This is a genomic window from Actinoallomurus sp. NPDC052274 (assembly GCF_040679475.1).
Taxonomy (GTDB): domain Bacteria; phylum Actinomycetota; class Actinomycetes; order Streptosporangiales; family Streptosporangiaceae; genus Actinoallomurus; species Actinoallomurus liliacearum.
Genome location: NZ_JBFAUT010000008.1, coordinates 174775 through 200360, shown reverse-complemented (window position 1 = coordinate 200360; position 25586 = coordinate 174775). Strand labels below are relative to the sequence as shown.

At 71.8% G+C, this 25586-nt stretch carries 24 protein-coding genes; 13 read left to right on the top strand and 11 right to left on the bottom strand.

Features of this window, described 5'->3' with window-relative positions:
- Nucleotides 1-134 precede the first annotated feature (134 nt).
- From AB0K82_RS10285 to AB0K82_RS10275, 3 genes are read right to left on the bottom strand one after another with little or no spacing between them, the layout of a single operon-like run.
- Nucleotides 135-1169 carry an alpha/beta hydrolase family protein gene (locus AB0K82_RS10285; protein WP_364395013.1) on the bottom strand — a complete coding sequence of 345 codons (1035 nt, stop codon included), beginning with the start codon at nt 1167-1169 and terminating at the stop codon, nt 135-137.
- 2 nt (nt 1170-1171) lie between these two features.
- Nucleotides 1172-3907: an MMPL family transporter gene (locus AB0K82_RS10280; protein WP_364395011.1), complete on the bottom strand. Its 2736-nt coding sequence runs from the start codon at nt 3905-3907 to the stop codon at nt 1172-1174.
- 13 nt (nt 3908-3920) lie between these two features.
- Nucleotides 3921-5660, bottom strand: a complete 1740-nt coding sequence (locus AB0K82_RS10275; RefSeq protein ID WP_364395009.1) for a fatty acyl-AMP ligase — start codon at nt 5658-5660, stop codon at nt 3921-3923.
- A 171-nt stretch (nt 5661-5831) separates the two neighbouring features.
- Here AB0K82_RS10275 and AB0K82_RS10270 point away from each other — a divergent pair, with 171 nt between their 5' ends.
- The gene (locus tag AB0K82_RS10270; RefSeq protein ID WP_364395007.1) at nt 5832-6959 is read left to right on the top strand and encodes a sensor histidine kinase; all 1128 of its coding nucleotides are present in this window, start codon (nt 5832-5834) and stop codon (nt 6957-6959) included.
- Nucleotides 6960-7032: 73 nt separating this feature from the next.
- Here the strand turns inward: AB0K82_RS10270 and AB0K82_RS10265 are convergent, their stop codons facing one another.
- Nucleotides 7033-7401, bottom strand: coding sequence for an ATP-binding protein (locus AB0K82_RS10265; RefSeq protein WP_364395005.1), 369 nt, complete (start codon nt 7399-7401; stop codon nt 7033-7035).
- Nucleotides 7402-7552: 151 nt separating this feature from the next.
- Here AB0K82_RS10265 and AB0K82_RS10260 point away from each other — a divergent pair, with 151 nt between their 5' ends.
- On the top strand, nt 7553-8323 hold the full coding sequence (locus AB0K82_RS10260; RefSeq protein WP_364395004.1) for a transposase family protein: 771 nt from the start codon (nt 7553-7555) through the stop codon (nt 8321-8323).
- An 83-nt stretch (nt 8324-8406) separates the two neighbouring features.
- Here the strand turns inward: AB0K82_RS10260 and AB0K82_RS10255 are convergent, their stop codons facing one another.
- A complete protein-coding gene (locus tag AB0K82_RS10255; protein WP_364395003.1) occupies nt 8407-8646 on the bottom strand; it encodes a hypothetical protein in 240 nt (79 codons plus the stop codon).
- A gap of 400 nt (nt 8647-9046) precedes the next feature.
- Between AB0K82_RS10255 and AB0K82_RS10250 the strand changes: the two genes are divergently transcribed.
- From AB0K82_RS10250 to AB0K82_RS10240, 3 genes are all read left to right on the top strand, one after another.
- Nucleotides 9047-9445: a hypothetical protein gene (locus AB0K82_RS10250; protein ID WP_364395001.1), complete on the top strand. Its 399-nt coding sequence runs from the start codon at nt 9047-9049 to the stop codon at nt 9443-9445.
- Nucleotides 9446-9455: 10 nt separating this feature from the next.
- Nucleotides 9456-9932: a GNAT family N-acetyltransferase gene (locus AB0K82_RS10245; RefSeq protein ID WP_364394999.1), complete on the top strand. Its 477-nt coding sequence runs from the start codon at nt 9456-9458 to the stop codon at nt 9930-9932.
- Between the two features lie 301 nt (nt 9933-10233).
- A complete protein-coding gene (locus AB0K82_RS10240) occupies nt 10234-10899 on the top strand; it encodes a TMEM175 family protein (RefSeq protein ID WP_364394997.1) in 666 nt (221 codons plus the stop codon).
- Between the two features lie 14 nt (nt 10900-10913).
- Here AB0K82_RS10240 and AB0K82_RS10235 read toward each other — a convergent pair whose 3' ends face one another.
- Together AB0K82_RS10235 and AB0K82_RS10230 are read right to left on the bottom strand one after the other, a co-directional pair.
- Complete coding sequence (locus tag AB0K82_RS10235) at nt 10914-13076, bottom strand: substrate-binding domain-containing protein (RefSeq protein WP_364394995.1); 2163 nt, start codon at nt 13074-13076, stop codon at nt 10914-10916.
- Between the two features lie 236 nt (nt 13077-13312).
- Nucleotides 13313-13711 (bottom strand): VOC family protein, encoded by a 399-nt coding sequence (locus tag AB0K82_RS10230; protein WP_364394993.1) that lies wholly within the window; start codon nt 13709-13711, stop codon nt 13313-13315.
- 142 nt (nt 13712-13853) lie between these two features.
- Between AB0K82_RS10230 and AB0K82_RS10225 the strand changes: the two genes are divergently transcribed.
- Entirely contained in the window at nt 13854-14207 is a 354-nt protein-coding gene (locus AB0K82_RS10225) for a sigma factor (RefSeq protein WP_364394991.1), read from the top strand.
- Nucleotides 14208-14485: 278 nt separating this feature from the next.
- Nucleotides 14486-15160 carry a response regulator transcription factor gene (locus AB0K82_RS10220; protein WP_364394989.1) on the top strand — a complete coding sequence of 225 codons (675 nt, stop codon included), beginning with the start codon at nt 14486-14488 and terminating at the stop codon, nt 15158-15160.
- 26 nt (nt 15161-15186) lie between these two features.
- Here AB0K82_RS10220 and AB0K82_RS10215 read toward each other — a convergent pair whose 3' ends face one another.
- Both AB0K82_RS10215 and AB0K82_RS10210 read right to left on the bottom strand, forming a co-directional pair.
- Nucleotides 15187-15888, bottom strand: a complete 702-nt coding sequence (locus AB0K82_RS10215) for a hypothetical protein (protein WP_364394987.1) — start codon at nt 15886-15888, stop codon at nt 15187-15189.
- On the bottom strand, nt 15885-16421 hold the full coding sequence (locus tag AB0K82_RS10210) for an RNA polymerase sigma factor (RefSeq protein ID WP_364394985.1): 537 nt from the start codon (nt 16419-16421) through the stop codon (nt 15885-15887). Before AB0K82_RS10210 ends, AB0K82_RS10215 begins: the two co-directional genes overlap by 4 nt.
- A 309-nt stretch (nt 16422-16730) precedes the next feature.
- Here AB0K82_RS10210 and AB0K82_RS10205 point away from each other — a divergent pair, with 309 nt between their 5' ends.
- Genes AB0K82_RS10205 through cydC form a run of 4 tightly spaced genes read left to right on the top strand, consistent with a single transcriptional unit; the run spans nt 16731 to nt 22420 of the window.
- Nucleotides 16731-17897 carry a cytochrome ubiquinol oxidase subunit I gene (locus AB0K82_RS10205; RefSeq protein WP_364394983.1) on the top strand — a complete coding sequence of 389 codons (1167 nt, stop codon included), beginning with the start codon at nt 16731-16733 and terminating at the stop codon, nt 17895-17897.
- Nucleotides 17898-17910: 13 nt separating this feature from the next.
- On the top strand, nt 17911-18786 hold the full coding sequence (locus AB0K82_RS10200; protein ID WP_364394981.1) for a cytochrome d ubiquinol oxidase subunit II: 876 nt from the start codon (nt 17911-17913) through the stop codon (nt 18784-18786).
- The gene (gene cydD / locus AB0K82_RS10195) at nt 18786-20438 is read left to right on the top strand and encodes a thiol reductant ABC exporter subunit CydD (RefSeq protein ID WP_364394979.1); all 1653 of its coding nucleotides are present in this window, start codon (nt 18786-18788) and stop codon (nt 20436-20438) included. The genes AB0K82_RS10200 and cydD overlap by 1 nt, the downstream gene beginning before the upstream one ends.
- Before the next feature lie 38 nt (nt 20439-20476).
- Nucleotides 20477-22420, top strand: a complete 1944-nt coding sequence (gene cydC / locus AB0K82_RS10190) for a thiol reductant ABC exporter subunit CydC (protein WP_364394977.1) — start codon at nt 20477-20479, stop codon at nt 22418-22420.
- On the opposite strand, the gene AB0K82_RS10185 is transcribed toward cydC, so the two are convergent.
- Nucleotides 22404-22637 (bottom strand): zf-TFIIB domain-containing protein, encoded by a 234-nt coding sequence (locus AB0K82_RS10185; protein WP_364395061.1) that lies wholly within the window; start codon nt 22635-22637, stop codon nt 22404-22406. The two genes, cydC and AB0K82_RS10185, sit on opposite strands and share 17 nt — an antisense overlap.
- A gap of 129 nt (nt 22638-22766) precedes the next feature.
- Entirely contained in the window at nt 22767-23384 is a 618-nt protein-coding gene (locus AB0K82_RS10180) for a hypothetical protein (protein WP_364394975.1), read from the bottom strand.
- A 190-nt stretch (nt 23385-23574) separates the two neighbouring features.
- Here AB0K82_RS10180 and AB0K82_RS10175 point away from each other — a divergent pair, with 190 nt between their 5' ends.
- The gene (locus tag AB0K82_RS10175; protein ID WP_364394973.1) at nt 23575-24669 is read left to right on the top strand and encodes a hypothetical protein; all 1095 of its coding nucleotides are present in this window, start codon (nt 23575-23577) and stop codon (nt 24667-24669) included.
- Between the two features lie 154 nt (nt 24670-24823).
- Nucleotides 24824-25573 carry an IclR family transcriptional regulator gene (locus AB0K82_RS10170; protein ID WP_364395059.1) on the top strand — a complete coding sequence of 250 codons (750 nt, stop codon included), beginning with the start codon at nt 24824-24826 and terminating at the stop codon, nt 25571-25573.
- Nucleotides 25574-25586: the final 13 nt, after the last annotated feature.

Genomic DNA, 25586 nt, shown 5'->3' with positions numbered 1-25586 from the left:
CGACTCGCAGTCGAACCGGCCGGCCACTGCGGAGGTCTTCTCAGCCGTTGCCCTGGGGCTTCGACGTCACACGCGCCGGCGGTGAGGCGGCGGGCCGCACCGGCCGGGCGTGATGACGGGCGGGGGGCGGAAGGTCAGACGCGCTTGGCGCCGATGGCGGCCATCAGCTTGGGCCAGGCGGTGTGCATCTCGCGCCTCCACGCGGGCCACGAGTGCCGGCCGTCGCCGTAGATGTGCGAGGTGATCGGTACGCCGAGCTGCTGGGCCTTCTGGAGGAAGGTCACGTTGGTGGCGCCGACCATCCGCTCGCTGAGCAGGCCGATGTCCCACGGCGCGGTCTTGGGGTTGTCGCCGGGGCCGGGCTTGCCGGTGGTGCCCGAGGAGATGTAGACGCCGGTGCCCTTGAGGCGCGTGATCAGGTAGAGCGGGTCGTGCTGGCGCCAGTTGACGTCGTCGGCGACCGGTACGCCCCAGATGCGGAACGGGTCCGTGCCGTCGCCGGCACCGACGATCGTGAACATCAGCAGCGCCGGCACACCCGGTGACCGCAGTGACAGCACGCCGCTGAACGAGGCGGCGTACCGGTACAGGCCGGGGTAGCGCTCGGCGTACGTGATCGCGCCCTCGCCGCCGGAGGAGTTGCCCATGACGGCCCGCGCGGTCCCGGCGTGGTAGGCGCGCTCCACGATCTCCCGGACCTCGAAGTTGTGGAAGGTCTCCCACTGCGGGGTGCCGTACTTCCCGTAGTTGTACCAGTTCGTATATGACCCGTTCACGCCGCCTTCCGGCATGACGACCATGAGGTTGTACTTGTACGCATAGGTCTCGATGTCGGTGCTGCGGGTCCACGACTGGTAGTGGTCGCGCCCGCCGTGCAGGGCGTACAGCACCGGGTACCGCTTGGTCGTCGAGGTCTGCCAGCCCTTCGGCACCAGGATCCGCACCTTCACCGACTGGCCGAGCGCGACGGACTTGACCGTCAGGTCGACCTCGTGGCTGGTCAGCCACTTCTGCGCGGTGACGCGCGCCCCGTCGCTCGCCTTGGCGGTACTGGGGACCTTGTTGCTCGGTTTGCTCGCCGCGGCGGCGGGCGACGCTCCCGCCATGGCGACGGCCAGGGCTGCGCCCATGGTCGACGCGACGGCGCGGCGCAGCGGAGTACCTGGCATGCTCATTCCTCCGGTGTCTTCCAGTGCCACCCGGGTCCATCCGGGTTGGGAACGATCTCTCGCTGCGGACGCGGGGCGCTGCGGCCGTCTCCCGCCTCCTCGCGTGGCTCGCGGGTTACCGGGGCACGGCCGTTGACGGCCGCCACCCGGCGCAGAATCTCGTCCGCGAGCGTGGGCTCGCCGGTGGTGCCGTACTCGACCACGGCCTCGAACTCCCCGGTCGGACCGTGCCGGACGTCGGGCTCGGCGGCGACGGCGGTGGGCTCGGCGGCCGGGCCCGCGCCATCGTGACGGCCGGGGCCGTGCCCGTGGTCGACGAGCCCGGCGGCGGCCGTACGGTCCGGGACGGTCCGCAGCGCCCGCCGCTCCGCCCTGAGTTCGGCCAGCCGCTGCGCCTGCCGCCGCGCCCTGGGCGCGGGCACGGTCTCGACGAGCACGTCCTCCAGAGCCGGAACGCCGTCCGGGACTCGTACGGGCTCCTCCTCCACCGGGATGCTCTCCGCGGGCGGGACGGCGCTCTCCGCGGACGGGGCGGCGCTCTCCGCGGACGGGGCGGCGTTCTCCGGGGGTTCGTCGTGTTCGCCGAGGTCGAGGTGGGAGTGGAGGGCGCGCAGCGGGCGGGGCAGCCACCAGTTCGCCGGGCCGAGGAAGCGCATCGTCGCCGGCACCAGCAGCATCCGGACCAGGGAGGCGTCCACGACGATCGCCACGAACATTCCGACGCCGATGAGCTTGACCAGGGTGATCTCCGCGGTGGAGAACACCGCGATCACCACGAGGAACAGCAGGGCCGCGCTGGAGATGATGCCGCCGGTGCGCTGCAGCCCGACGGCGACGGACCGGGCGTTGTCCCGTGTGCGGTCCCACTCCTCGCGGACGCGGCTGAGCAGGAAGACCTCGTAGTCCATCGACAGGCCGAAGACGGTGAGGAGGACGAGGATGATGGTCGTCGGCTCGGTCGTCCCGGTCGGGGTGAAGCGCAGCAGGCCCGCGAGGTGGCCGTCCTGGAAGCCCCACACGATCGCGCCGAACGACGCGCCGAGGGACAGCAGGTTCATGGTGACGGCCTTGAGCGGCAGCACGATCGACCCGAACGCCATGAACAGCAGCAGGAACGTGACGAGCCCGATCACCGCGCCGACCGTGGGCAGGCCGCGCCGCAGGCTGTCCATCATGTCCATCTGCGCGGCCGTGGAGCCGCCGACGTCGGCGTACAGGGCCTCCCGCCGCGGCGGGACCGCGCGGATGCGGCGGACGAGGTCACGGGCCTGGTCGGTCATCGCGCCGTACTGGTGGCGGACCGAGATGCGCACCGCGGCGTACTTGTCGGCGTACCCGGTGATCTCCACGCTGGTCACGCCGGGCAGGTGCCGCAGCCGGTCCTCGTAGTCGGTGATGAACGACGGCACCGGCCGCTTCTTCGACGGCACGAAGTTCTTCGGGATGAGGTCGCCGGACAGGACGACGTCGATCGGGTCCTTCGAGCCGGTGGGGAACTCCCGCTGGAACGCCTCGTACAGCTGGCGGTTCGGGCTGCTCGTCGGCAGCACGCGCACGTCCGTCGTGCCGAACCGTACGTGCAGGAACGGCGTGGTCAGTACGCCGAGGACGGCCATGACGGCGACGAAGTACAGGATCGGGTGGCGCATGACGCTGGTCGCCAGGCGGTACCACGGGCCGCCCTCGCGCCGGTCCTTCCGGGTCCGGCGGCGCCGCCAGGGCATCCGGCCGAACTCCACGCGGTGGCCGAGCAGGGCGAGCAGCGCGGGCAGCAGGACGAGCGCGCCGACGATCGCGACGGCGACGACCGCCATGCCGCCGAGGCCGACCGAGCGCAGGAACATCTGCGGGAACAGCAACAGCCCGCTGAGCGCGGTCGTCACCGTGATGCCGGAGAAGGCGATCGTGCGGCCCGCGGTCGCCATCGTGTTCGCCAGGGCGGTCGGCCGGTCGGTGCCGCGCGCCAGTTCCTCCCGGAACCGGTTGACGATGAACAGCGAGTAGTCGATCGCCAGGCCGAGGCCCATCATCGTGATGACCTCGGCGCTGAAGGACGAGACGTCGGTGACCATCGTCAGCAGCCGCAGCACGGTGAACGCCCCGACGATGGAGAAGGCGCCGACGACGAGCGGCAGCCAGAACGATCCGAGGCTGCCGAACACCAGCAGCATCAGGACCAGCAGCACCGGGAAGGAGATCGTCTCCGCGCGGGCCAGGTCGCCCTGCGTCTGGGTGTTGAACTCCTTGGCGAGCGGCACGCCGCCGCCGACCCGCACGCTGAGGCCGGGCGCGGCGAACATGTCCTTGATGGCGTCGTACGCCGCGGCCTTGGCCGAGTCGTCGCCGGCGAGCTGTACGGCCGCGAACGTCGCGTGCCGGTCCTTGGACGCCAGCTCGGCGACGCGCGGCGTCTGGCTCCAGTACGTCAGGACATTGCGGACCCGGTCCTGCGGCAGGCGGGCGAGGGTCGTGACGACCGCACCGCGGAAGCGTGGGTCGTCGATGGTCAGCCGATCGCTGCGGTAGATGACGAAGACGTCGGGCGTGGAGTTGCTGAAGTACTGCGCGGACAGCTTGGCGACCAGCGAGGACGAGGAGTGCGGGTCGTCGAAGCCGCCGCTCTTCAGCCGCGCGACCGCGCCCGAGCCCCACATCCCGGACAGGACCGCGAACCCCAGGCACAGGGCGAGACAGCTCAGCCGTCGTCGATGGACGAGACGTCCCAGACCGGCGAACATCGCTGCCTTTCGTCTACCGGACCACGGGCAGCGTCCCGGCGAGGTACCGCTCCCGGCAGGCGCCGCGGGCGATCTTGCCGCTGGACGTGCGCGGGACCCCGCCCGGCTCCACGAGCACGAAGTCGTGCAGCCGCAGCTCGTGGGTGGCGCTCACGGCGCTCCGTACGGCGCGGGCGACGTCCTCCACGGGGACGTCCTGGCCGCGCCGGCCGCGTTCGGCGACGACCACGACCCGTTCGCCGTCCTCGCCCGCGAGCGCGAACGCCGCCACGTGGTCGCGCCTGATCCCCTCGTGCGCCTCCTGCGCGCTGACTTCCACATCCTGTGGATAGTGGTTGCGGCCGTCGACGATGATGAGGTCCTTGATCCGGCCGGTGACGTACAGCTCGCCGTCGTGGACGACGCCGAGGTCGCCGGTGCGCAGCCAGCCCTCGGCGGGCAGCCCGTCGGCCGGGTCCTCCAGCACGGCGCCGAACACCTCGGCGGTCTTGCCGGCGTTGCGCCAGTAGCCGGGTGAGACGTTCGGCCCGTTGACCCAGATCTCGCCGACCCGCCCGTCCGGCAGCTCGGCCCGCGCCTCCGGGTCGACGATGGCCACGTGCTGGCCGGTCGGCGTACCGCAGGACACGAGGACGGTGTCGCCGCCGGGCCGCGCCTCGCCCTCGGCGAGGGCCACCCGGTCGAAGGCGGTGAACCGCGGCTCGCCGCGCGTCTTGCTGGAGACGTACACGGTGGCCTCGGCCAGGCCGTACCCCGGGGACTGCGCCTCGGGCCGCAATCCCGCCGGCCCGAACGCCGCGGCGAAGCCGCGCACCGTGTCCGGCCGGATCGGCTCCGCGCCGTTCAGCGCGACCCGTACGCCGCCGAGCCGCAGCCGGGCCTTCTCCTCCTCGGTGACGCGGGAGGCGCAGTACTCGTACGCGAAGTTCGGCCCCGCCGTGATCACGTCGTCGTGCTCGGACAGCAGCTCCAGCCAGCGCAGCGGCTCCATCACGAACGCGACCGGGTCGGTCAGGACGAGGTGGTTGCCGTGCACCAGCGGCAGGGCCAGCGCCAGGATCAGCCCCATGTCGTGGAACAGCGGCAGCCAGCTCACGCCGACCGTCTCCCGCGGCCGCGCCTCGTAGCCGGTCCACACCTGCAGCGCGTTGGCGGTGATGTTCCGGTGGGTGATCTGCACGCCGGCCGGCGCGCGGGTCGACCCGGAGGTGTACTGCAGGTACGCGACGTCGTCCAGGCCGAGCTCCTCGCCCGGCCAGGAGGCGGCGAGCGAGACGTCGACCGTGTCGGCGAGCACGATGTCCTTGGGGCGGGGCGCGCTCTGCTCGTCGAGGAAGCGTTCGACCTGCGGGAGCGCGGAGGCGACGGTCACGACCACGGACGGGTCCGCGTCGCCGTACGAGCGGATCAGCCGCTCGGCGTGGCCGGGCAGGTCCGGGGAGAACAACGGCACGGCGATGACCCGCGCGTACATCGCGCCGACCATCGTGGTGAGGTACTCCAGGCTCTGCGGCATGAGCAGCGCGACGCGCTCACCGGGTTCGGCGACCTCGCGCAGCCGGGCGGCGATCGCCCGCGCCCGCCGGTGCAGTTGCCCCCAGGTCAGGTCGCGGCGTTCGCCCGCCGGATCGGCGGCGTAGTCCACGAACGTCAGGGCCGGCGCGGAGGGCATCTCGGCCGCCCGGCGGGCCACCGACGCGATGAGGGGCTCGTCGAGGGACCCGGGTTCGAGACGACGACCGCTCAGTGCCATGTCCGCACTCCCTGCCTCGCCACGGCCGCAAGGCCGACACCACCCGTGATCATCGTGACCGCGTGAAGCTATCGCAGGGCTCGAACCCGCTGCTTCCCTCCCGAACCACATTCGCCGCCCCATCCTTGTCACCTCGGTGACAACCGGGCGCGCTGCATTACGGTGCAAGACGTGAGAAAGCCCCGGCTGCCGCGCGGGCAGCGCGCCGACGTCCTGCTCGCCGCGGTCGTCGGCGCGGTGGTCGCCTTCAGCACGGTGTGGCACGCCGGGGGCTTCCGCCCGGTCCACCCGCGGGCATACGCCATGATGGCCGTCGGCGTCGCCGCGCTCGCCATCCGTCGCCGCGCGCCGGTCCTCGCGGTCACCGTCGTCGGGGTGTCGACCGCGTACTACTACATCGGCCCGTTCCCCGACGGCGGGGAGATGCTCACGTTCGCGGTCGCCTCGTACCTGGCGGCGGCGCAGGGGCAGCGGGTCGCCGCGTACGTCGGGACCGCGGCGGGGCTGGCGGTGTTCGGCTGGGCGGAGTTCGCCGTCGGGCCGCCCCACCCCGGTCGGTTCTTCGGCGTCCTGGCCTGGGCGCTCGTCGTCGTCATCGCCGGTGAGGTGACGCGCTACCACGGGGCGTACCTGAACGAGACCCGGCGCCGCGTCGCCGAGGCCGAGCGCACCCGCGAGGAGGAGGCCCGCCGGCACGTCACCGAGGAACGGCTGCGCATCGCCCGCGAACTGCACGACGTCCTCGCCCACAAGATCTCGCTGATCAACGTGCAGGCCGGAGCGGCCCTGCACCGGCGCGACCCCGATCAGGCGTACGCCGCGCTGAGCGCCATCAAGGACGCGAGCAAGGAGACCCTCCGGGAGCTGCGCACGACGCTCGGCGTGCTCCGCCAGGTCGACGAGGCGCAGCCGCTCGCCCCCGCGCCGTCGCTCGACCACCTGGACGAACTGATCGCCCAGACGAAGAACGCCGGCCTGCCCGTCGACGTCACCGTCTCCGGCGAGCGCGCGCCCCTGCCGTCACCGGTCGACCTGGCCGCCTACCGCATCGTCCAGGAGGCCCTCACGAACGCGGTACGCCACGCCGGCCCGGCGACCGCGACCGTCCTGGTGCGGTACGACCCGGACCAGGTGACGGTGGAGGTCGCCGACGACGGGCGCGGCTCCGCCACCACCGAGGGCAACGGCATCCGCGGCATGCGCGAACGCGCCACCGCCGTCGGCGGCACCCTGACCACGACCAACCGCCCCGGCGGCGGCTTCCTGGTCCACGCCTCGCTCCCGCTGGCTCCGCCCTGAGGGCTGTGATCACTGGCGCCTACTGCTCCCTATGCACACCGATCGCCAGCGAATCCGCGGTACGGAGTCGCCTCTATCGCCGACCTACTGGTGAATCGAAGACGACGAACTCGGCGCGTACCGTCTTGCCGGTCGGGCCGGGGTGGATGGTGACGCGAGCGAGTTCTTCGGCGATCCACAGGCCGAAGTGTCCGACCTCACCAGGGAGATCCTGTACGGGGAGTACGGGCGAGGCGTCCGTGACGTCGAGGATGACGGTGGGCTCGGGTTCCGTCCGTACGGTGACGGCGAGCGTCACGGGAGCCGAGCCGTGAGCGAGTGCGTTGGTCACCAGTTCACTGATGACCAGGATCGCGTCTTCGACGAGATCCGCGTCCCACCCGGCCAGGACGGTGCCCGTCAGCGCCCGGGCGGTGATCACGGCTTCGGGGTCCTGATCCAATCGGCACACCCCCTGAGCCTTTTTCAGCACGTGTCTGAGCCGCTGTCGGTCGCAGCTTGATCACGAGTTCGCCGTACACCCCTCGGGTGTGGCGAAGCCCCTGGTAGGTGGGTTTCTCGCCAAAGTCACCCGCCCACACCAGGGGCTCCTGTTGCTGTTCTACCGTGCTGCGCTGCCGTTGTCGCGTCAGAGTCTGAACTACACCGCCGGCCTGATCCGCCGGCACCGGGCCAAGATCGGTTCCAAAGGCCGGGTGCTCAACCCCACCCAGCAAGCCCTGCTCGTCCTGGTCTACCTGCGCAACGGCGACACCTTCGCCAGTCTCGCCGCCGGATTCGCGATCTCGACCGCCACCGCCTGGCGCTACGTCAACGAGACCGTCGACCTGCTCGCCGCCCGCGCACCCCGACTCGACCAGGCCCTGCGGGCGGCCAAGACGTCCGGGCACGCGTTCGTGATTCTGGACGGCACGCTCATCCCGATCGACCGCCTGGCGGCCGACCGGCCGTTCTACTCCGGCAAGCACAAACGCCACGGCATGAACCTCCAGGTCATCGCCACACCGGACGGCGACATCCTCTGGGTCTCCGGCGCCCTGCCCGGCAGCGTGCACGACACCAGAGCCGCCCGGATCTGGGGCATCGTCCGCGCCCTGGAGCGTGCCGGGTGGATCGTGCTGGCCGACAAGGGCTACCACGGCGCCAGCGATCAAATCTGGACGCCCTACCCCGGCAGGAACAAACCGGAATCCCAGAAGATGGCCAACCGCTCCCACGCCCGGCTACGAGGCCCCGGAGAACGCGCCAACGCCCAACTCAAGACCTGGCGCATCCTGCGCAAACTCCGCTGCTGCCCCCACCGCGCCGACTTCCTCGCCAAAGCCATCCACGTCCTACAGACCCGCGAGACCCACCGATACTGAAAAAGGCTCACTGCCGCTGTTCGTAAGGGACCTGCGTCTCGCCGTCGGTGACCATGTACGACCTCCATCGATCGTGGCTGGTGTCAGTGGGTCGGACTGAGGACCTGGATGATGCGGGCGGCCGCGATGTCGAGGTTGTCGACGTGAGCGATCCGTACACCGAATGACCACCGGAACCACCACAGCCCGGCTCCGTCCGGCCCGACGGTGATGTCATCGTTCAAGGGCGGGGTCGTCGGGTTGACCACCCGTACGGACGGGGCCTTGCAGGAGCCCATGACGCGGGCGTACCAACCCTCCGCGCACAGTCTCTCGGCGAGCATCGTGAGATACGTGATCGGCTTGCCGCCCGGACTTGACGGTATTTCGCCATTAGGCACGCTTTTCACTTCCCCTCTGTAGCTAGGTCGTCGCTTCGCGTGTTCCGCCCCCTCAGGTCACATCAGCGCATCGAGGTGCAGAAGTCATCGAACGCGTGAAGGCCGTGATGGCTGGCGACACCCGGTGAATGTCGTGAACCCGCCGCACTACAGGAAGGACGCAACCTAAATCACAACGCCGCACTCCTGGACGAAACGCGACTATTGCCTATATGAGCCGTACCCGCAGATCGCTGCCGACGTTCTCTCGGCTCGACTTTGCGAGATGGTCACTCCGGAAGCGCTGTGGCCTGGCCGCAGGGTAGTGAGTTCATCGCTGAGATCGACTGATGACAATCTAGGAATGTCCTGGTCGGTCGATGACGTGATCCGGCAAATGGATGAGTTGATCGGTCACGGAACCGTCCGATACGTCGCAGCGTCGGGGAGTCGGCTCATAATCCCGGCGCTTGATGGCTTTCGAGGGCGCCCGCGACCGATCGGCGGCCTGCGTACCGACCACGTCGAGCCGCCGCTCGTGGAGCTGATCACTCGGCATATCGCCGACCGCCGCCGCCTTGACGACCGTGCCGGAGGCGGAGCACTCAGCCTCCGCTATGTGGACAACGAACTCCACGCGGTGCTGGATCTCCTGCTGGCCACTCGTGCCGCGCGTACGGTGTCCGACTCACCCGACTCCAGGATTCGCGCACTCGCTCAGGAGAGCGCGGCCAACATGGTCGGGATGCTCGCGTATTCGTGACCATGGAGACATGACTCGCGCAATCCGACCCAAGGGGATTCTCATCCGGCCTCGTCCCTACGATCACCCTGATGCCGAACAGCTCGTACGCTCCCTGTACGCCGAGCAACTCAAGCTGTACGGATTCGCCGACCCTCCCGAAGCCGACCCGGAAACCTTCACCCCGCCGGAGGGTCTTTTCCTCGTCGCCTATGTCGAGGAAGCTCCTGTGGCTTGCGGTGGAATGCGGGCCCACGAACCGCGTGTCACGGAGATCAAAAAGATGTACGTCCGGCCGCCCCACCGCGGGCACGGCCTCGGTCGGCGAATCCTCGCCGAGTTGGAGAAGGCGGCCAAGGAAGCCGAAGCGACGCGCGCCATCCTCGAAACCGGCGCCCGCAATCTCGAGGCGCTCGCCCTCTACTCCGGAGTCGGCTACGAAGCGATCGCCTCTTACCGGGACCGCGACGCTCGCATCAATCGTGCACTGGCGAAAGCGTTGCGCTGAGTCGTAATCGACGGAGAGGCAGGTCTCGTCCCGCTCCGCGTCATAGATCTCCGCGACGGAACCTGACCCCCGCGAACGGCCCCGATGGCGGCTTCCCCGTCCACGCCGTGCCCGACTTGACGTGTGGTGCCATGCCACCCGTTCTTGATCCCTGGCGCCTGCTGCTCCCTATGCACACCGATCGCCAGCGATCACGCCGCGATCCCAGGTCCGTACGGTGAGGCCTGACCTAAGATCAGCCTGGCTTGTCCGGGATTCGCCCAGAAAGTGATGGTCAGTCACTGTGTCGAGGGGGTCTTGGTTGACGATCGGGGAAGTCGACGAACGGGTCCCGTCGGCCCCGGAGAGCACGCCGGCGCCGGGGCACACGCCCGAGCGGTTGGCGATGTTCACCGACGCCATCTTCGCGATCGCGATGACGCTCCTCGTGATCGAGATCAAGCGTCCCGAGGGCGAGGCGCTGAAGGACACCGCGAGTCTCTGGCGGTTCCTGACGCATGAATGGGAGTCCTTCTTCGTCTTCGTCCTGGCCTTCGTCCTGCTGTGGACCGTCTGGCGCAGGCACCACGTGCTGATGGACCAGGTCGTCCGCCTGAATCGCGCGTTCACGGCCTGGCACGCGCCGTTGCTGCTGCTCGTCGCCTTCCTGCCGTTCCCGACGGCGCTGATCGGAGAGGCCTTCGACAACCCGCTGGCGATCTGCGTGTTCGCGTTGTCGGAGGCCGCGGTGCTCATCTGCGAGGGGGCGCTGAAGGAGATCGCGCACCGTACCCCGGTGCTGGCCGAGCACGCGGATCGAGCACAGGTACGGCGTGGCGCGAACAGTTCCTGGGCGGTCGGCGCGTTCTTCGTGGTGATGGGCGCGCTCGCCTGGTGGGTGCCCGGAATCCCCGTCGCCTGGCTGCTGGCCCCCTTCGCCGCCGCCTACGGGGGCGCGCTGATCGAACGGCTGCGCCGGCAGCCCTGAGCGGCCGCGAAGACTCAGCGGCACTTCTGTGTGGAGCAGATTCGTTGGGCGATTATCTCCTGCAGAATCCGCTGCACGTCCGATGAGTCCGTCGCGTGATACGCGGCGCCGTTGGTCTCCTCGGCGATGCTCTGCATCGTCTTCATGTCGACGGACGGGCCGAAGCCGATGGCCAGGACCGGGATCGGCCGGTCGGGGTCGTTCTCCTTCACGAGCGCGCGCCGCAGTTCGCTGAGGGAGATGCCGGAAGGGTCGTCGTTCTTGCCGTCGGTGAGCAGGAGGACGTTGTTGTAATAGCCCTGCTTGTAGGTCTTCCGCAGCGAGCGGACCGCCGCGAGCACGGTGTCGTACAGACCGGTGTCGCCGTCCGGCTTCGGTCGTACCCGGCCGAGCACGCCGAGGATCGCCTGACGGCGGGTGCTCGATCCCGTTTGGGTCGAGAGCGGCCCGATCGGCACGTCGACGCGATAGTCCCGGCTGCCGACCAGGCGAGTGGAGAACGTCCACAGGCCGACATCGGTGTCGTCGGGCAGAGTGGCCAGTGCGCCGGTTCCTATCTTCGCGGTCGCCTGCAAGCGGCTCATCCCGCCGCGGACCGGCTCGGCCATCGACCCCGACACGTCGAGAACGCACAGCGCGCGGGCGCGCAACGACAGCTTGCTCCATACCTGCATCGTCTGCGTCACGTCGTCGGCCGACGGGGTCGGCAGCGCCCGTGGGATCTGAGTGTTCAGCCCACCGGCGGCGAAGTCCTTGCCCGGACGGCCGTCCGGGGTACGGAAACCGAGTGCCTGGACGGCGGCCCGCGCCTGTCCGGTGTTCATCGCCTGCGCCAGCAGGGCCGTGGCGCTGACGCGGGTACGGTCGCCGGTGGTCACCGCGAACGGGTAGTCGAGGCTGAGCTGGCCCTCGCGGGGATAGAGCACGGCCGCCGGGTCGGTCGTGGCGTGGTTGTACTTCCACACCGCCTGCTCGGGAGCGATCAGCACGGGAGCCTTGCCGTCCTGTTTCCGGGACATGCCGGCGAGCAGGGCCTGGGTGGTCGGCGAGACGTTCTTTCGCACGTCCTGGACGAGTCGGCTGAAGATCGGGAGGGCGTTCGGGTCGCGCTGAAGCAGGACGCGGGTCATGACGATCGTGCCGATGCCGGCCGCCTGACTCGCCGGGTCGAGGATCTGCAGTCGGACGGACTTCGCCGAGACGGCGGCCTTGTTACCGGCACCGGAGGGTGCCGCCACCGACCTGAGCAGCGTCTCCCAGCTCAGCGGAACCTTCTGTCCGGACATCGCGGTGGCGAGCGAGCGCGTCGTCGCGACGACGACCGGTGTCCTGGCCACGGAGAGCGGAGCCGGACCGCCCTCGGCCGCGCCCGAGGAGACGTGGGCCATGGCGAGCCAGATGGAGGAGTCGGGGATCCAGACGTCCGGCCTGGCCGTCCCCGGTGCCGAGACCGCACCGGAGAGCATTCTGGCCACTCCGGCCGGATCCGCCGCCTGCACGCCGGCCTGGACGCACCTGCCGTCGATGGAGTGGTGTTCCTTGTTGAACGCTCGGGTGATTTCGACGATGGCCGGCGCGACCTCCGGCGCCGCGGCGACGTTCAGCGCCACCGGGCCGCCGCCGCACTCCGGCTTGCCGGACAGCGCGTACACGGCCACCCCGACCAGGAGCACCAGGACGGTGACCCCCGCGAGCAGACCCGTCAGCGCCCGGATCTTACGGCGCCGCGCGGCGCGATCGTGGGTCACGTGGTCGGGACCGAGATCCCAGGGATCCGGAGGGCGGATTCCGGCACCGGTCGCACCCAACCCGGCGGAGACCGCCGGGCGCTCGCGGGGTCCCGTGGTGGAGCGCTCGACGCCGCCGGCGGCGTCGACGCGCCCGAGCAGGTCGGGGCGCGTCACCTCCGAAGGCGCCTCGGCGGGCCCACCGTCGTCATGCTCAGCGGGATACGGAGGAGTCGCCGGGGCGTACGGAAGCCAGTCGGCGGGCCCTCCGCTGCGAGGTCCGCCCGTGGTGGCCTGGTCGTACGGCTCGTTCCGCCGGTCGCCCGGAGGCGCGTCGTCGCTGCTCGCCGCTCCGTACCCGTCCGCAGGCGGTGAGGTGAACGTGTCACGGTCGCGAGGCGCCTCACCGCCGACCGGCGTCGATTCCTCGAACCCCACATATTCCGACATACCGCCACGACCCGGCCCCTTGCGGCGGTTTCCGCGCACGACTGTCCTCATCTCGACCGTCGGAGATACGACGCGGAACTGTAGCGCCTGGGACAACTGTGGCAAAACGGGCTAATGGAATAATCAGCGCTGAGTGACAAGGCATAACACTCGGGAAAGGGGCGCGCCGCCGGGCGGTTCCTCCCGATACGGGAGCTGGTTACGGCGTCTTCACCGAGGATTACGCCGATGCCCGCCTACCGCTCGTAGCGCTTCAGGGCCTCCGGGGTGACGGGCGCGAAGAAGTTGACCAGGTTGCCGTCCGGGTCACGGAACAACAGCGACCGGTTACCCCAGGGCTGCGTGGTCGGCTCGAGCACGAAGTCGCCCTCGAACCGCTGGAGGTTCTCATGCGCCGCGTCGACGTCCTCGACGCGGAACTCGATGATCACGCTCTGGTTGGCCGCCGGACGGGGCGCCTTCGCGCCGAGCCCCCGCACCGTGCGGGTGCTCGCGATGGCGAGGGTCCCGGCCTGAGTGATGATCTCGGCGAAGTCCTCTGTGGACCGCTTCGCGGCCTGGCCCGTGGCCTTCTCGTAGAACTCGACGAGCCGGGCGACGTCCTCGGTGATGACGCGGATCGAAACGAAGTGCATGGCACGCTCCCATGGGTCTGACCTGTGATGACGCAGACTCTAGGACTGATACCGGACAAGAACCGCCCGGTATTGCGCGGGAAGTCGCGGAAGACGGTCGGGTCGGCGGCCACCAGGATGACCGTGGCCCGAAAGGAAGTCGATGGAAGCTCCCCCAGAGGCAGGCGACGTGACGGACGATGCCGAACTCGTCGCAGCGTCCTTGCGCGAACCCCACCGGTTCGCGCTGGTGTACGACCGGTACTTCGATGACATCCACCGCTATCTCGCCGCGCGGCCCGGCCGGGAGGACGCCGACGACCTCGCCGCCGAGACGTTCCTCATCGCCTTCCGCCGCAGGGCGGACTTCGACGCCTCGCGCGGCGGCGCCGTCCGGCCCTGGCTGTACGGGATCGCCACGAACCTGGTGTCGCAGCACCGGCGCACCGAGCAACGGGGCGGGGTTGCTGCCCGTGGCGGCGGCGGTCACCACGGCCGTCGGGCCCGGACGAGCTGAGCAAGGAGGGGAAGCTGCCGTTCGACCTGGGGCTGTTCTTCCAGAAGGGCCTGCGCATGGGCACCGGCCAGGCCAACGTGAAGGCCTACAACCGGCAACTGCGCGACCTGATCGCCGCCGGCAGGGCGCAGCCGTCCTTCCTCGTCAGCCACGAGTGCCGCTGGCGCAGGCGCCGGACGCGTACGAGCGCTTCGACCGCCGCGAGGACGGCTGGACGAAGGTCGTCCTCAAGCCCGCGGCGTGACCCCGCCCCGGTCCGGTGATGTGATGATTGGGGCGTGCGCTCCCCGATCAGAGTCGTCCTGGCCGACGACCAGACGCTCGTACGGGCCGGATTCCGCTCGATCCTCGACCACGAGGACGACATCAGCGTGATCGCCGAGGCCGGCGACGGGTCCGAGGCGGTACGGCTCGCGGCGGCCGAACGGCCCGACGTCGTCCTGATGGACATCCGGATGCCCGTCCTCGACGGGCTGGAGGCCACCCGGCGGATCGTCGCCGACGAACGCCTCCGGGACGTCAAGGTCGTGATCCTCACGACGTTCGACCTGGACGACTACGTCTACAGCGCGCTCAAGGCCGGGGCCAGCGGTTTCATGGTGAAGGACACCGAGCCGATCGAGCTGATCCACGCCGTACGCGTCGCGGCCCGCGGCGACGCGCTGCTCGCCCCGTCGGTGACCCGCCGCCTGATCGGGGAGTTCGCCGCGCGCATCAAGGAGCCGCCGCCGTCCGTCGAGCTGAACGCCCTCACCGACCGCGAGCGCGAGGTCCTCGGACTCGTCGCGGCAGGGCTGTCCAACGACGAGATCGCCGAGCGGCTGGTCGTCAGCCCGGCGACCGCGAAGACCCACGTGAGCCGGGTCCTCACCAAGTTGCGCGCCCGCGACCGGGCACAACTCGTCGTCCTGGCCTACGAGTCCGGGCTCGTCCGCCCCGGCTGGCTCGGCTGACCCCGGTCGGTCACCGCTCCCTCGCCCTAGTCGCCGGCGAACAGGATGTCCCCGGAGGGGCCGCCGATCACGGCGTTCTTCGGAAGGCCCGGCGGGCGGGCCGGGGTGGGCGCCGGATAGAACCGGCACGGGATCAGCCGGCCGGCCACGAGATACTCGCCGACGCCCCGATCGATGCCGTCCTTGTGCCTCGTGATGTTGAGGACGAAGACGAAGTACTGGCCCGGCTTCATCAGCCGGGTGTTGATCTGCAGACGCATGAGTTCCGGGTCGCCGGGCACGTCGATGGGGTGGCTGTAGAGGCCCTTGGGAATGTCGTAGATCTTGTGGGCGTACGGCTGGCGGCAGAGCTTCGGCCCCTCGATGTAGAAGACCCTGGCGGGCACGCCAAGCCTGCTGAGCTGCCGGGACAGCGCGTCGGCGTCGTGGAAGTCGCGGATGTCGATGTCGACTGTGCCGTCGGCGTGCTTGGTGACGGCGTAGGCCCGGTCGGTGCCGCCCAGCGATGCCACCAGCGTCGCCGTGCCCGCGGCGACCGCGACCGCGGCGACCGCGACCCACACTCGATGCCGGAGGTACCGGGCAGCGGCCCGAGCCGGAACCCATGTTCCCGCCGATGCCCGAATCCGCGATCGGCTACGGCGCGGCGGTGCGGCCGCGGCGCGAACCGCCACGATCTGCTTGAGCTCGGCCAGCCGGCGTTCTTCGAAAGCGTCCAGATCGGTCATGATGCTTCCTCCAGGGTCACAGTCGCCGGGGTGAGCAGGCGGCGGGCGCGGTGCAGCCGGACCCGCGCCGTGCCGGGCCGGATCTTCAGGACGGCCGCCGCCTCGACGACCGACAGGCCGTCCACGTCGACCAGTTCAAGGACCGCCCGGAGCCCGTCCGGCAGGTCCGCGATGGCCGCCATGAGGTGCCGGGCGGCACGTTCGGCGTCGATCCGCTCCTCCAGGCGTTCGATGTCGTCCGGGTCCAGGGGCCGGCGGCCTCCGGCACGGCGGTCCTTGTCGAGCTGCCGGGCACTGCGGCGGCGTTCGGCGGCCAGGACATTGCGGGCGATGCCCACCAGCCAGGCGGCCTCGTCACCACGCCTGGCCCGGTACCGGTCCGCCGTCTCGATGGCGGCCAGGAAGACCTCGGTGGTGAGGTCGTCCACAAGCTGTGGATCGAGCACCCGGCGGGCCACGAAGCCGGTCACCATCCGGACGTGCCGCCGGTAGAAGGCCTCGAAGGCCTCCGGGTCAGTGCCGATGTCGAACATGCATCGCCGTCCTCCCTGCCGAATCGCTTCGCCCATATTGGAAAGACGGCAGAACGGCGTTACACGCCGATGCGCCGCCAGGCCGGTGGCCCCATGCCCGGCTCGGCCGGCCTCTCCTCCTTCCGGAGGACGCCCTACCGCCCGTGCCGTAGGGCGTTGACCAGGGCTGCATCGCTAGGTGTACGGCGAATGACACGTGCAGCAGGACGCCATACGGCCACCTGATCGACTTTGCTTGCGGGGTGCCTGGCCCGGGGAGCTTCCACGGGCCCCGTCGCATGAAGACCGCGGCCGGACCTGGAGGAACCGTTGCGCACCCTGTCGCTCGCCCGAGCATTGTTCGCCCTCACGGCGGGCACGCATTTCCTGTTCGTCGCGCTGACGCTCGGCCTCGCGACACTCGTCGCGATCATCCAGACCAGAGCGGTGTTCGGGGGCGGTGCCGTACATCTACGGATGGTGCGGTTCTGGGGTCAGTTGTACGTCATCAATTACGCGGTGGGGATCGTCACCGGACTGTTGATGGAGTTCCAGTTCGGGCTGAACTGGCCGGGACTGACGGACCACGCCCGAGACGTCTTCGGGGCGCCGCTCGCCATGGAGACACTGGTCGCGTTCTTCGCCGAGTCGACGTTCCTCGGGTTGTGGATCTTCGGGTGGGACCGGCTCAACCGCTACGCCCACCTGGCGCTGCTCTGGGTCGTCGCACTGACCGCCTACGCCTCGGCGTACTTCATCCTCGTCGCGAACGGCTTCCTCAGACACCCCGTCGGATTCGTGCGGGTCGGCGGTGACCTGCGGATCGACTCCGCCGGTGCGCTGTTCACGAACCCGGCGGCGCTGCTGCCGCTCGCGCACATCGTCTCCGGAGCGTTCCTGACCGCCGGATTCCTCATGGCCGGGGTGAGCGCCTGGCACCTGCTGCGCGCGAACGAACCGGAGTTCTACCGCCGGTCGCTGCGGATCGGCCTGGTCTCGGTCATCCTCGCCGTCGTGCCGTCGGTGGCGTTCGGAATCGCGCAGTTCACCTATACGCATGGCGCCGGCGGCGTGCGGCCCGTGACCGGCATCGCCCTGGTGACGATGATGGCCGTCTGGGCGGCGATGTTCCTCGTGGCCGTCATGGCGCTGGTGAAGCTGCCCTTCACCGGTTGGCTCGCGCGGGGGCGGATCTTCCTGCGCGTCGTGATGGTCACGATCCCCCTGCCGTACGTGGCCATGCTCGCTGGCTGGATCTACCGCGAGACCGGACGCCAGCCCTGGCTGATCTACGGCGTGCTGCGCACCGAGGACGCCGTACGACCGATGGGCTATGGGGCGATGCTCGCCGCGTTCACCGGGGTGACGGTCCTGTTCGCGGCCCTCGTCGTGGTGAACATCGCGCTGCTCAGGCGGTTCGCGCGGCTCGGACCGGACGCCGCTGCCCTCGGCCGGTCAGAGCCCGCCGCCCGGCCCGAGCCCGTCCCCTCCTTCTGATCCGGAGCGCACCGTGGACACCTTCGCGTTCTTCCTGCTCGGCTTCTTCGTCGTCGGGTACTTCGTGCTGGCCGGCGCCGACATCGGCGTGGGCATGCTGCTGCCGTTCCTCGGCCGCGACCGGCGGCTGACCCTAGCGGCGATCGCTCCGTTCTTCCTCGGGAACGAGGTGTGGCTGGTCGCCTCCGCCGGTCTGCTGACCGCGCTGTTCCCCGCCCTGGAGGCCGACCTGTTCGGCCGGATCTGGGGCGCGCTGGTCGTCCTCATCTGCGCCTGGATCCTCCGGGACATGGGGCTGTGGCTGCGGGGACGTCGCGAGGAGCCGGTCTGGCGGAGGACCTGGGACGGAGCGATCGTCGCGGGCAGTTGGGGGGTCGCCGCGTCCTGGGGCGTGGCGATCGGCGTACTGCTGGGCGGCGGCGGGCCGCTGTTCGCCGTGACGACGTGCGGCCTGTTCGCGCTGCACGGCGCGGTCTTCGCCGTCGTACGGCTCGGCGGCGAGGCACCGCGCGCGGTGGCGCGATGGGTCGTCCGGGTCGCGCTCCTCGCCGGCGTGCCCTGCGCCGTCGGCGCCGGGGCCGGCGAGCTCGGGAGGACGGCGCCTGTCGCGGTCGCGCTCGCCGCGGCGCTGGCCGCCGTGTGGATCGCGCTGGCGCGGCCCGGCGGTGCGGAAGGCCGGGCGCGGGACGGGTGGGCGCTCGCCGCGTCCGCGTTGGCGATCACGGCGGTGCCGCTCCTCGGCGGGCTGAACCTGCCGGACGCCTCCCCGACGGACGGTGCCACGCTGACGCTCGCGGTCACCGGTCCGCTGGTCCCGGTCCTGGTCGCGGCGCAGGCCTGGATGTGGTGGATCTTCCGCGGCCGGGTCGAACGGCCGTCGTACCTGTGATGGCCTACATCGTCTTCGCGCTCGCGCAGGGCGTGCTCGTGGCGGCCCAGGCCGACCTGCTGTCCCGGGTGCTGGCCGGGAGCGCGGCACTGCTGCCCCTGGCCGTGGTCGTGACCGGCCGCGCCGTCCTCCTCGCCGGACAGGGCAGCGTGTTCCGGCGGACGGCGGCCCGGCGCAAGGAGGAGCTGCGCCGCCGCCTCCTGCGAGCCGGTACCGGCCCCACCCACCGGGGGCCGGCCGTCGACGTCACGCTGCTCGGCCGCGGCCTCGACGCGCTCGACGCCTTCTACGCCGGCTACCTGCCCCAGCGGTACGCCGCCACGATCGTCCCGATCGTCGTGCTCGTACGGCTTGCGGTCGCCGACTGGCCGTCGGCGCTGGTCATCGCGGTGACGCTGCCGCTCATCCCGGTCTTCGGGGCGCTCGTGGGATGGCGGACCAAGGAGGCCACCCGGCGGCAGTGGGGCTCGTTGCACCGGCTGGGCGGGCACTTCCTCGACGTCGTCGCCGGACTGCCGACGCTCCGGGCGTACGGCCGTGACGAGGCGCAGACGAATGTGGTCCGCGCCATGGCCGACGGCCACCGGCAGGCGACCGTGCGCACCCTCCGCATCGCCTTCCTGTCCTCGTTCGTACTGGAGGTCGTCGGCACGCTGTCGGTCGCGCTCGTGGCCGTGCCCACCGGGCTCCGGCTGCTGGACGGCTCGATCGGCCTGCGGACGGCGCTGCTGGTGCTGCTGCTGGCGCCGGAGGCGTACCTGCCACTGCGGCTCCTCGGCACCCGGTTCCACGCCGCCGCCGAGGGACGTGCCGTCCTCGACCAGGTGACGGAGATCCTCGCCGAACCGGATGGCGGTCCGCGCCCGTTCCTGGCGAGGGAGCAGACCGAATCGGCGGCCAAGCCCACCGGCCCGGCGACGGGGCGGACCCCGTCGGCGACGGAACCGGCCCGGACGGCGGCGGAACCGGGGCGGAGGGTGGCGGAGCGACGGGCGGCGCGGATCGAGGTCGAGGACCTGGTCGTGCGCTACCCCGAGGCCGACGCCCCGGTCCTCGACGGCCTGTCACTGACCATCGAGCCGGGCGAACGGGTCGCGCTGGCCGGTCCGAGCGGCGCCGGCAAGACGACTCTGCTGCGGACGGTGCTCGGCTTCCTCGATCCTGAGGGCGGCCGGATCCGCGTCGACGGCGTCGACCTCGCCTGGCTCGACCTGACCACGTGGCGCCGCCGCGTCGCGTACGTGCCGCAGCGGCCGCACCTGTTCGCCGGCACGGTCGCCGACAACATCCGCCTCGGCCGTCCCGACGCGGGGGGCGACGCCGTACGGGCCGCCGCGGAGGCCGCCGCCGCCCACGAGTTCATCGCCGAGCTGCCGGGCGGGTACGACGCGCCGCTCGGCGAGCGCGGTCTCGGCCTGTCCGCCGGGCAGCGGCAGCGCATCGCCATCGCCCGCGCCTACCTGATGGACGCGCCGATCGTGGTGCTGGACGAGCCGACCGCGCGACTCGACCTGGCCGCCGAGGCGGCGGTCGCGGACGCGGCCGCCCGGCTGCTCGACGGGCGTACCGCGCTGCTGGTCGCGCACCGTCCGGCGCTGTTGTCCATCGCCGGCCGCGTGGTCCACCTGACCGGGCGGGAGATGTACGCGTGATCGGCGTGCGGGCACGGCGGGACGGACAGGCGCGAAAGATGCCCGAGCCGGTCGAGGACCGGAAGGGACGCGGGCCGTTCCGGGACCGCGAGGGGAACGTGCCGGCCAGAGCACGGAAGCGACTCGGACTGATCGAGGGCCGGAAGCCACGCCGGCTGCTCGAGGACGGCCAGGGAGGCGGGTCGATCGCGAGCGGGGAGGGGAGCGCGCTGGTCGAAGCCCGGGAGGTGGGCGGGCTGATCGGGGGTCGGGAGGTGCCCCGCCTGGCCGGGGCGGTGGCCGCCGGGACGAGCGCCGAGCTGTGCGCGGTCGCGCTGACCGCGACCGCCGCCTGGCTCATCGCGCGGGCGGGACAGCACCCGGCGCTGTCCGCGCTGGCGCTGGCGATCGTCGGTGTACGGGCGTTCGCGCTGTTCCGGGGCGTCCTCCGGTACGCCGAACGGCTCGTCGGCCACGACGCCGCCCTCCGCGTCCTCGCCGGGCTGCGCGTCCGCGTCTACGAGGCGCTGCGCCGCTCCACCGACCCGGCCGAGGTGACGCCACGGCCGGCACCACGGGACGCGGACGCGGTGCAGCGGATGGTCGCCGACGTCGAGGCCGTCCAGGATCTGCTGCTGCGCTGCGTGCTGCCCGCCTCGGTGTCGTGGCTCACGGGCCTGGCGGCGATCGCGGTGACGACGCTCCTGCTGCCCGCGGCCGGCGCGGTGCTGGCCGCCGGTGTCGTGCTCGCCGGCGCGGCGCTGCCCGCTCTCGCCGCCCGCACCGCGCGGTCGGACGCCCGCCGGGCCGCCGAGGCCCGCGCCGACCTCGCGGTCCACGGCCTCGACCTGGATCGCGGTGCGGTGGACCTCGCGGCGTTCGGCGCGACCGAGCGATTCGTCGCCCGCGCCGAGGCCGCCGCCGCCCGGCTGGCCCGGCTGGAGCGGCGGGCCGGGACGGTCGAAGCGGTGGTCGCGGCGCTCGGCGCGGCCCTTCAGGGCGCGACCGTGCTCGCCGTGCTCTGGACGGCCCGCCGGAACGGCGCGGACGGTGTTCTCGTCACCGTACTGACGCTGACCGCCTTGGCGGCGGTCGACGCGGTGCTGCCCGTCGCCGACGCCGCCCGACGGCTGTCCGAGGTCCGGCCCGCCGCCCGCCGCGTGCTCGACCTGCTGCGGGCCGGGGGCCGACCGCGCCCACGCCCGGTGGTCCCCCCGGCCCCGGTCCCGGCTCTCGCCCCGGCCCCGGTCCCGGCTCTCGCGCCGGCCCCGGTCATCGAGCTGCGCGGGGTCCGGGTGGCGTACGGGTCCGTGCCGGCGCTGGACGGAGTCGACCTGCGCGTCCCGGCCGGGCGGAAGATCGCCGTGGTCGGAGCGAGCGGCGCCGGCAAGAGCACTCTGCTCGGTGTCCTGACCGGCGAGGTACGCCCCGAGGGCGCGGTCCTGCTGGACGACGCGCCGCTGAGTGCTCATGACCCGCGCGACGTGCGGGCGACCGTCCGCGGCCTCACGCAGGACGCGCACGTCTTCAACGCCTCGATCCGGGCCAACGTGACGCTGGCCCGGCCCGGTGCCACCGACGCCGAGGCGGCCGACGCCGCGCGCCGGGCCGGGCTGCTCGACTGGATCGCGGCGCTGCCCGAGGGCTGGGACACCCCGGCCGGCGGCACCCGGCTCTCCGGCGGACAACGGCAGCGACTGCTGCTCGCCCGCGCGCTGCTGGCCGATCCGCCGGTGCTCGTCCTGGACGAGCCCACCGAGGGCCTCGACCTCGTGACCGCGGACCGGATCGTCGCCGACCTGCTCACCGACCGGCGCACGGTCGTGCTCGTCACCCACCGGCTCGCCCCCCTCGCGGCCGCCGATGAGATCGTCGTGCTCGACCGGGGCCGGGTCGTTCAGCGCGGCGCCCACCGCCACCTCGCGAAAAGGCCCGGCCCTTATCGAGATCTGTGGGAGGCCGAAAATCACCCGAGCATCGGCCGCGCTATTCCACCGGCGTGAAGATCTGGTGCATGATCCCCCGCCGGTGCCGGCCGTGGTAGGACCCGGCGGCGTCGGTGTCCGCGTCGAGATTGGCCAGGTAGTCGCTCTCGGCGTCGATCAGTCGATCCAGCTCCCCACGGTCCAGGAAGACGCCGTGGCAGCCGACGCATTCCTCGATCATCACCCCATTACGCTCCCGAGCGTCCCACTCGCCGGAACACTTCGGACACGTCATCCCCGTCGCAGCCATTGCGGCTCCCCTGTGAACGAATTCGGCGATCAGCAAGACTAATAACGATCGCCGTAAGAGGGAACGTTTTTCGCGCGACGCCTATACGATCATGAGGTTTTCGGAAGGACGGCTTCAGCGAGTCGGTCCCAGCGTCTTCGGCCGGACCGGCCCCGCCGGGTCCGGTCCGGCTTCCGTTACCGGCCTCCGTTCCCGACTCCGTCTCCGGAGCGGCAGCGTGATCTGATCCCGCCGCACGATCACCAGACCGGCGAGCCACAGCAGGAGCGCCTCCGTGACCACGGCGATGCCGAGCACGGCCGTCCAGGACCGCCGCCCCTCCCGAAGCGAACCGGCCGGCGTGACGGCCGTCAGCTCGGACGTCCCCTCGGACCGGGGGGCCATCGCCGTCGGGGTCAGCGCGACGTTCGGCAGCACCGGCGTCGTGGGGCCTGCGGACGGCCGCCCGCCCGCGCCCGCCACCGGAGCGGCGGGAGCCGCCGGCCCGTCCTGGGGCCCGAGTCCGGCCCCCGCGCCCGCCGCGCCGATCGGACCGCCGAGTTCGGCCGGTCGAGCCGGCGGAACCGCGGGTCCGGCCGCCGCGGACGGCTGCGCGTGCCTGGCGGACCGCGGGGACTTGGCGGACGGGCCGCCCTTGGTGGACGGCCGTGCCGCTCCGCCTGCGGCCGGCTCGCCCTGAGGCCGGCCGGGAACCGGTGCGGAGGCCGAGGTCCGAGCCTGACGGGGGACCACGGCGAAAGCCGGGGTTCGAGCCTGACCGGGGGCCGGAGGCCGGGCCGGGGAGGCGCCGGTGGCGGATCCTTCGGCGCCGTGGCCCCCGGCCGGTGTCCCGGGCCCGGGACGCGCTCCATGTCGAAGGCCCGCCCCGGAGAGCCGTGGCGTCCGCCCGGCCGCCGTCTTGGGCGCGGCGTTCGGTGTCCCCGTGCCGCCGGTCGGCCGGGAAGCGCCCGGAACGCCCGACGGCCCGGCGGCTACCGGTCCGGCCGGTGACCCGGCGGTCATCGAGGCGCCGGGCGAAGCGGCGATCGATGGGGCTGCTGGGCCGGACGCCGAGCCAGGGGAGGCTGATCCGGAAGGCGCGGTCCGCGGGGACGCGGACGCCGAGACGGTCGCCGGGGCCCGTACGGACGGGGTGGTGCCCGCCTTGGCCGGCGCCGATGGTGACACCACGCCCGCCACACCGGGTGACCCGGCCTGCCGCCCTGGCGACACGGCGGTGGGGACCGTCTTGGCCGACGCCGCCGGTGACACCGCACCCGCCACGCCGGGAGACGCGGTCTGCCGTGGCGATACGTCGGGAGACGCCGCGGTCCCGCCGGCCGAGGGGGCCACGGAGGCCGACCCGGCAGCGGGGGCGTACGGGCTCGCGGCCGGCGCGGCACCGGACGAGACCGCCGGGGGCGAGGCCGGCCGGGTACGGCCGGACGGCGGGACGGTCCGCAGCAAGGTCACCGACCGCTGCGAGGCGTTGCTCGCGCTCGCCTCGACGGTGACGGGCGGCTCTCCCCGAGAGGACTCGCCCGTCCGTACCCGCACGCGGAGCGTTCGCGCCGTGGTCAGGTCGCCGAGGTCGCAGCGGAGCACGGTCGTCGACCCGCTCGTCGCGCAGGACGTCGCGGGCGGCTCCCAGCTCGCGGGTGCCTCGGTCGTCAGAACCAGCCGTACTCCGAGCGCCGGACCGCCGACCGGCCTGACCAGCACGGTGTACTCCACCGTTCCGGGCGTCACCGCGGCGACCGCGACGGAGGCGTCGACCCGTACGTCCCGCACCGGCACCGCCGACGCGCTCAGCGCGGCGGGTCCGAGCAGGGCGGAGGCGGGCACGGCCGACTCCGGGAGCGGGATCTGCCACGCGACCGCCGGAACGGTCAGCGCGGCCGTACCGACGGCGGTCAGCACCGTCCTGGACACCGCCTTCACAGCTGTCCCCTCACAAAAGCCTGTCGGCCTCCGGGGGGACGGGCCGGGAGCCCGTGAGGCGATCTCCCCACTACTACCGCACGATCGCGGAGCGTAACCACGGCCGGTGGGCGTTTCGGCGAAGCCGAACCTTGTTTCTACACTTCCGTCAGGTGTCGAGAGGAGTCCGCGTGGCGACCGAGGAGCCGGTAGTGCCGTCCGCTCACCCGCCGACCGCGCTCCCCGGGGGAGAACCGGCCGCCGAGGCGCCGGTGGAGCGGTCCGCGTCGGGCGTGCGCTCGCTGGAGCGCGCGTTCGAGCTGCTCGAGCATCTGGCCGACGCGGGCGGTCAGCTGGCCCTCACCGAGCTCGCCGAGGTGTCCGGGCTGCCGATGCCGACCATCTACCGGCTGATGCGGACGCTGGTGAACCGCGGGTACGTCCGGCAGGGGCCGTCCAAGCGGTACGCGCTCGGTCCGCGGTTGATCCGGCTCGGGGAGACCTCGGAGCGCCTGCTCGGCTCGTGGGCCCGCCCGGCGCTCGCGCAACTGGTCGACGAGGTCGGCGAGACGGCCAACATGGCGCTGCTGGAGGGCGATGAGGCGGTGTACGTCGCGCAGGTGCCGTCGCGGCACTCGATGCGGATGTTCACCGAGGTCGGCCGGCGGGTCCTGCCGCACTGCACCGGGGTGGGCAAGGCCCTGCTGGCGCAGTTGCCCGAGCCGGTGGTCCGGGAGATCATCGCCCGTACCGGCATGCCCGCGTACACGCCGCACACCATCACCGATCCGGCGGCGCTGCTGGAGGAGCTGGCGCGCATCCGGCAGCGCGGTTACGCCCTCGACGAGCAGGAGCAGGAGATCGGGGTGCGCTGCGTCGCCGTGCCGGTGACGGACACGCCCGCCCTGGCCGCCATCTCGGTGTCCGGACCGCACGGCCGCCTCACCCACGAGGTGATCGAGGACGTGGTGCCCATCATGCGCCGCACCGCCGGGCAGCTCGCCCGGCGCCTCTCCGCCTGAACCCGCTGTAACG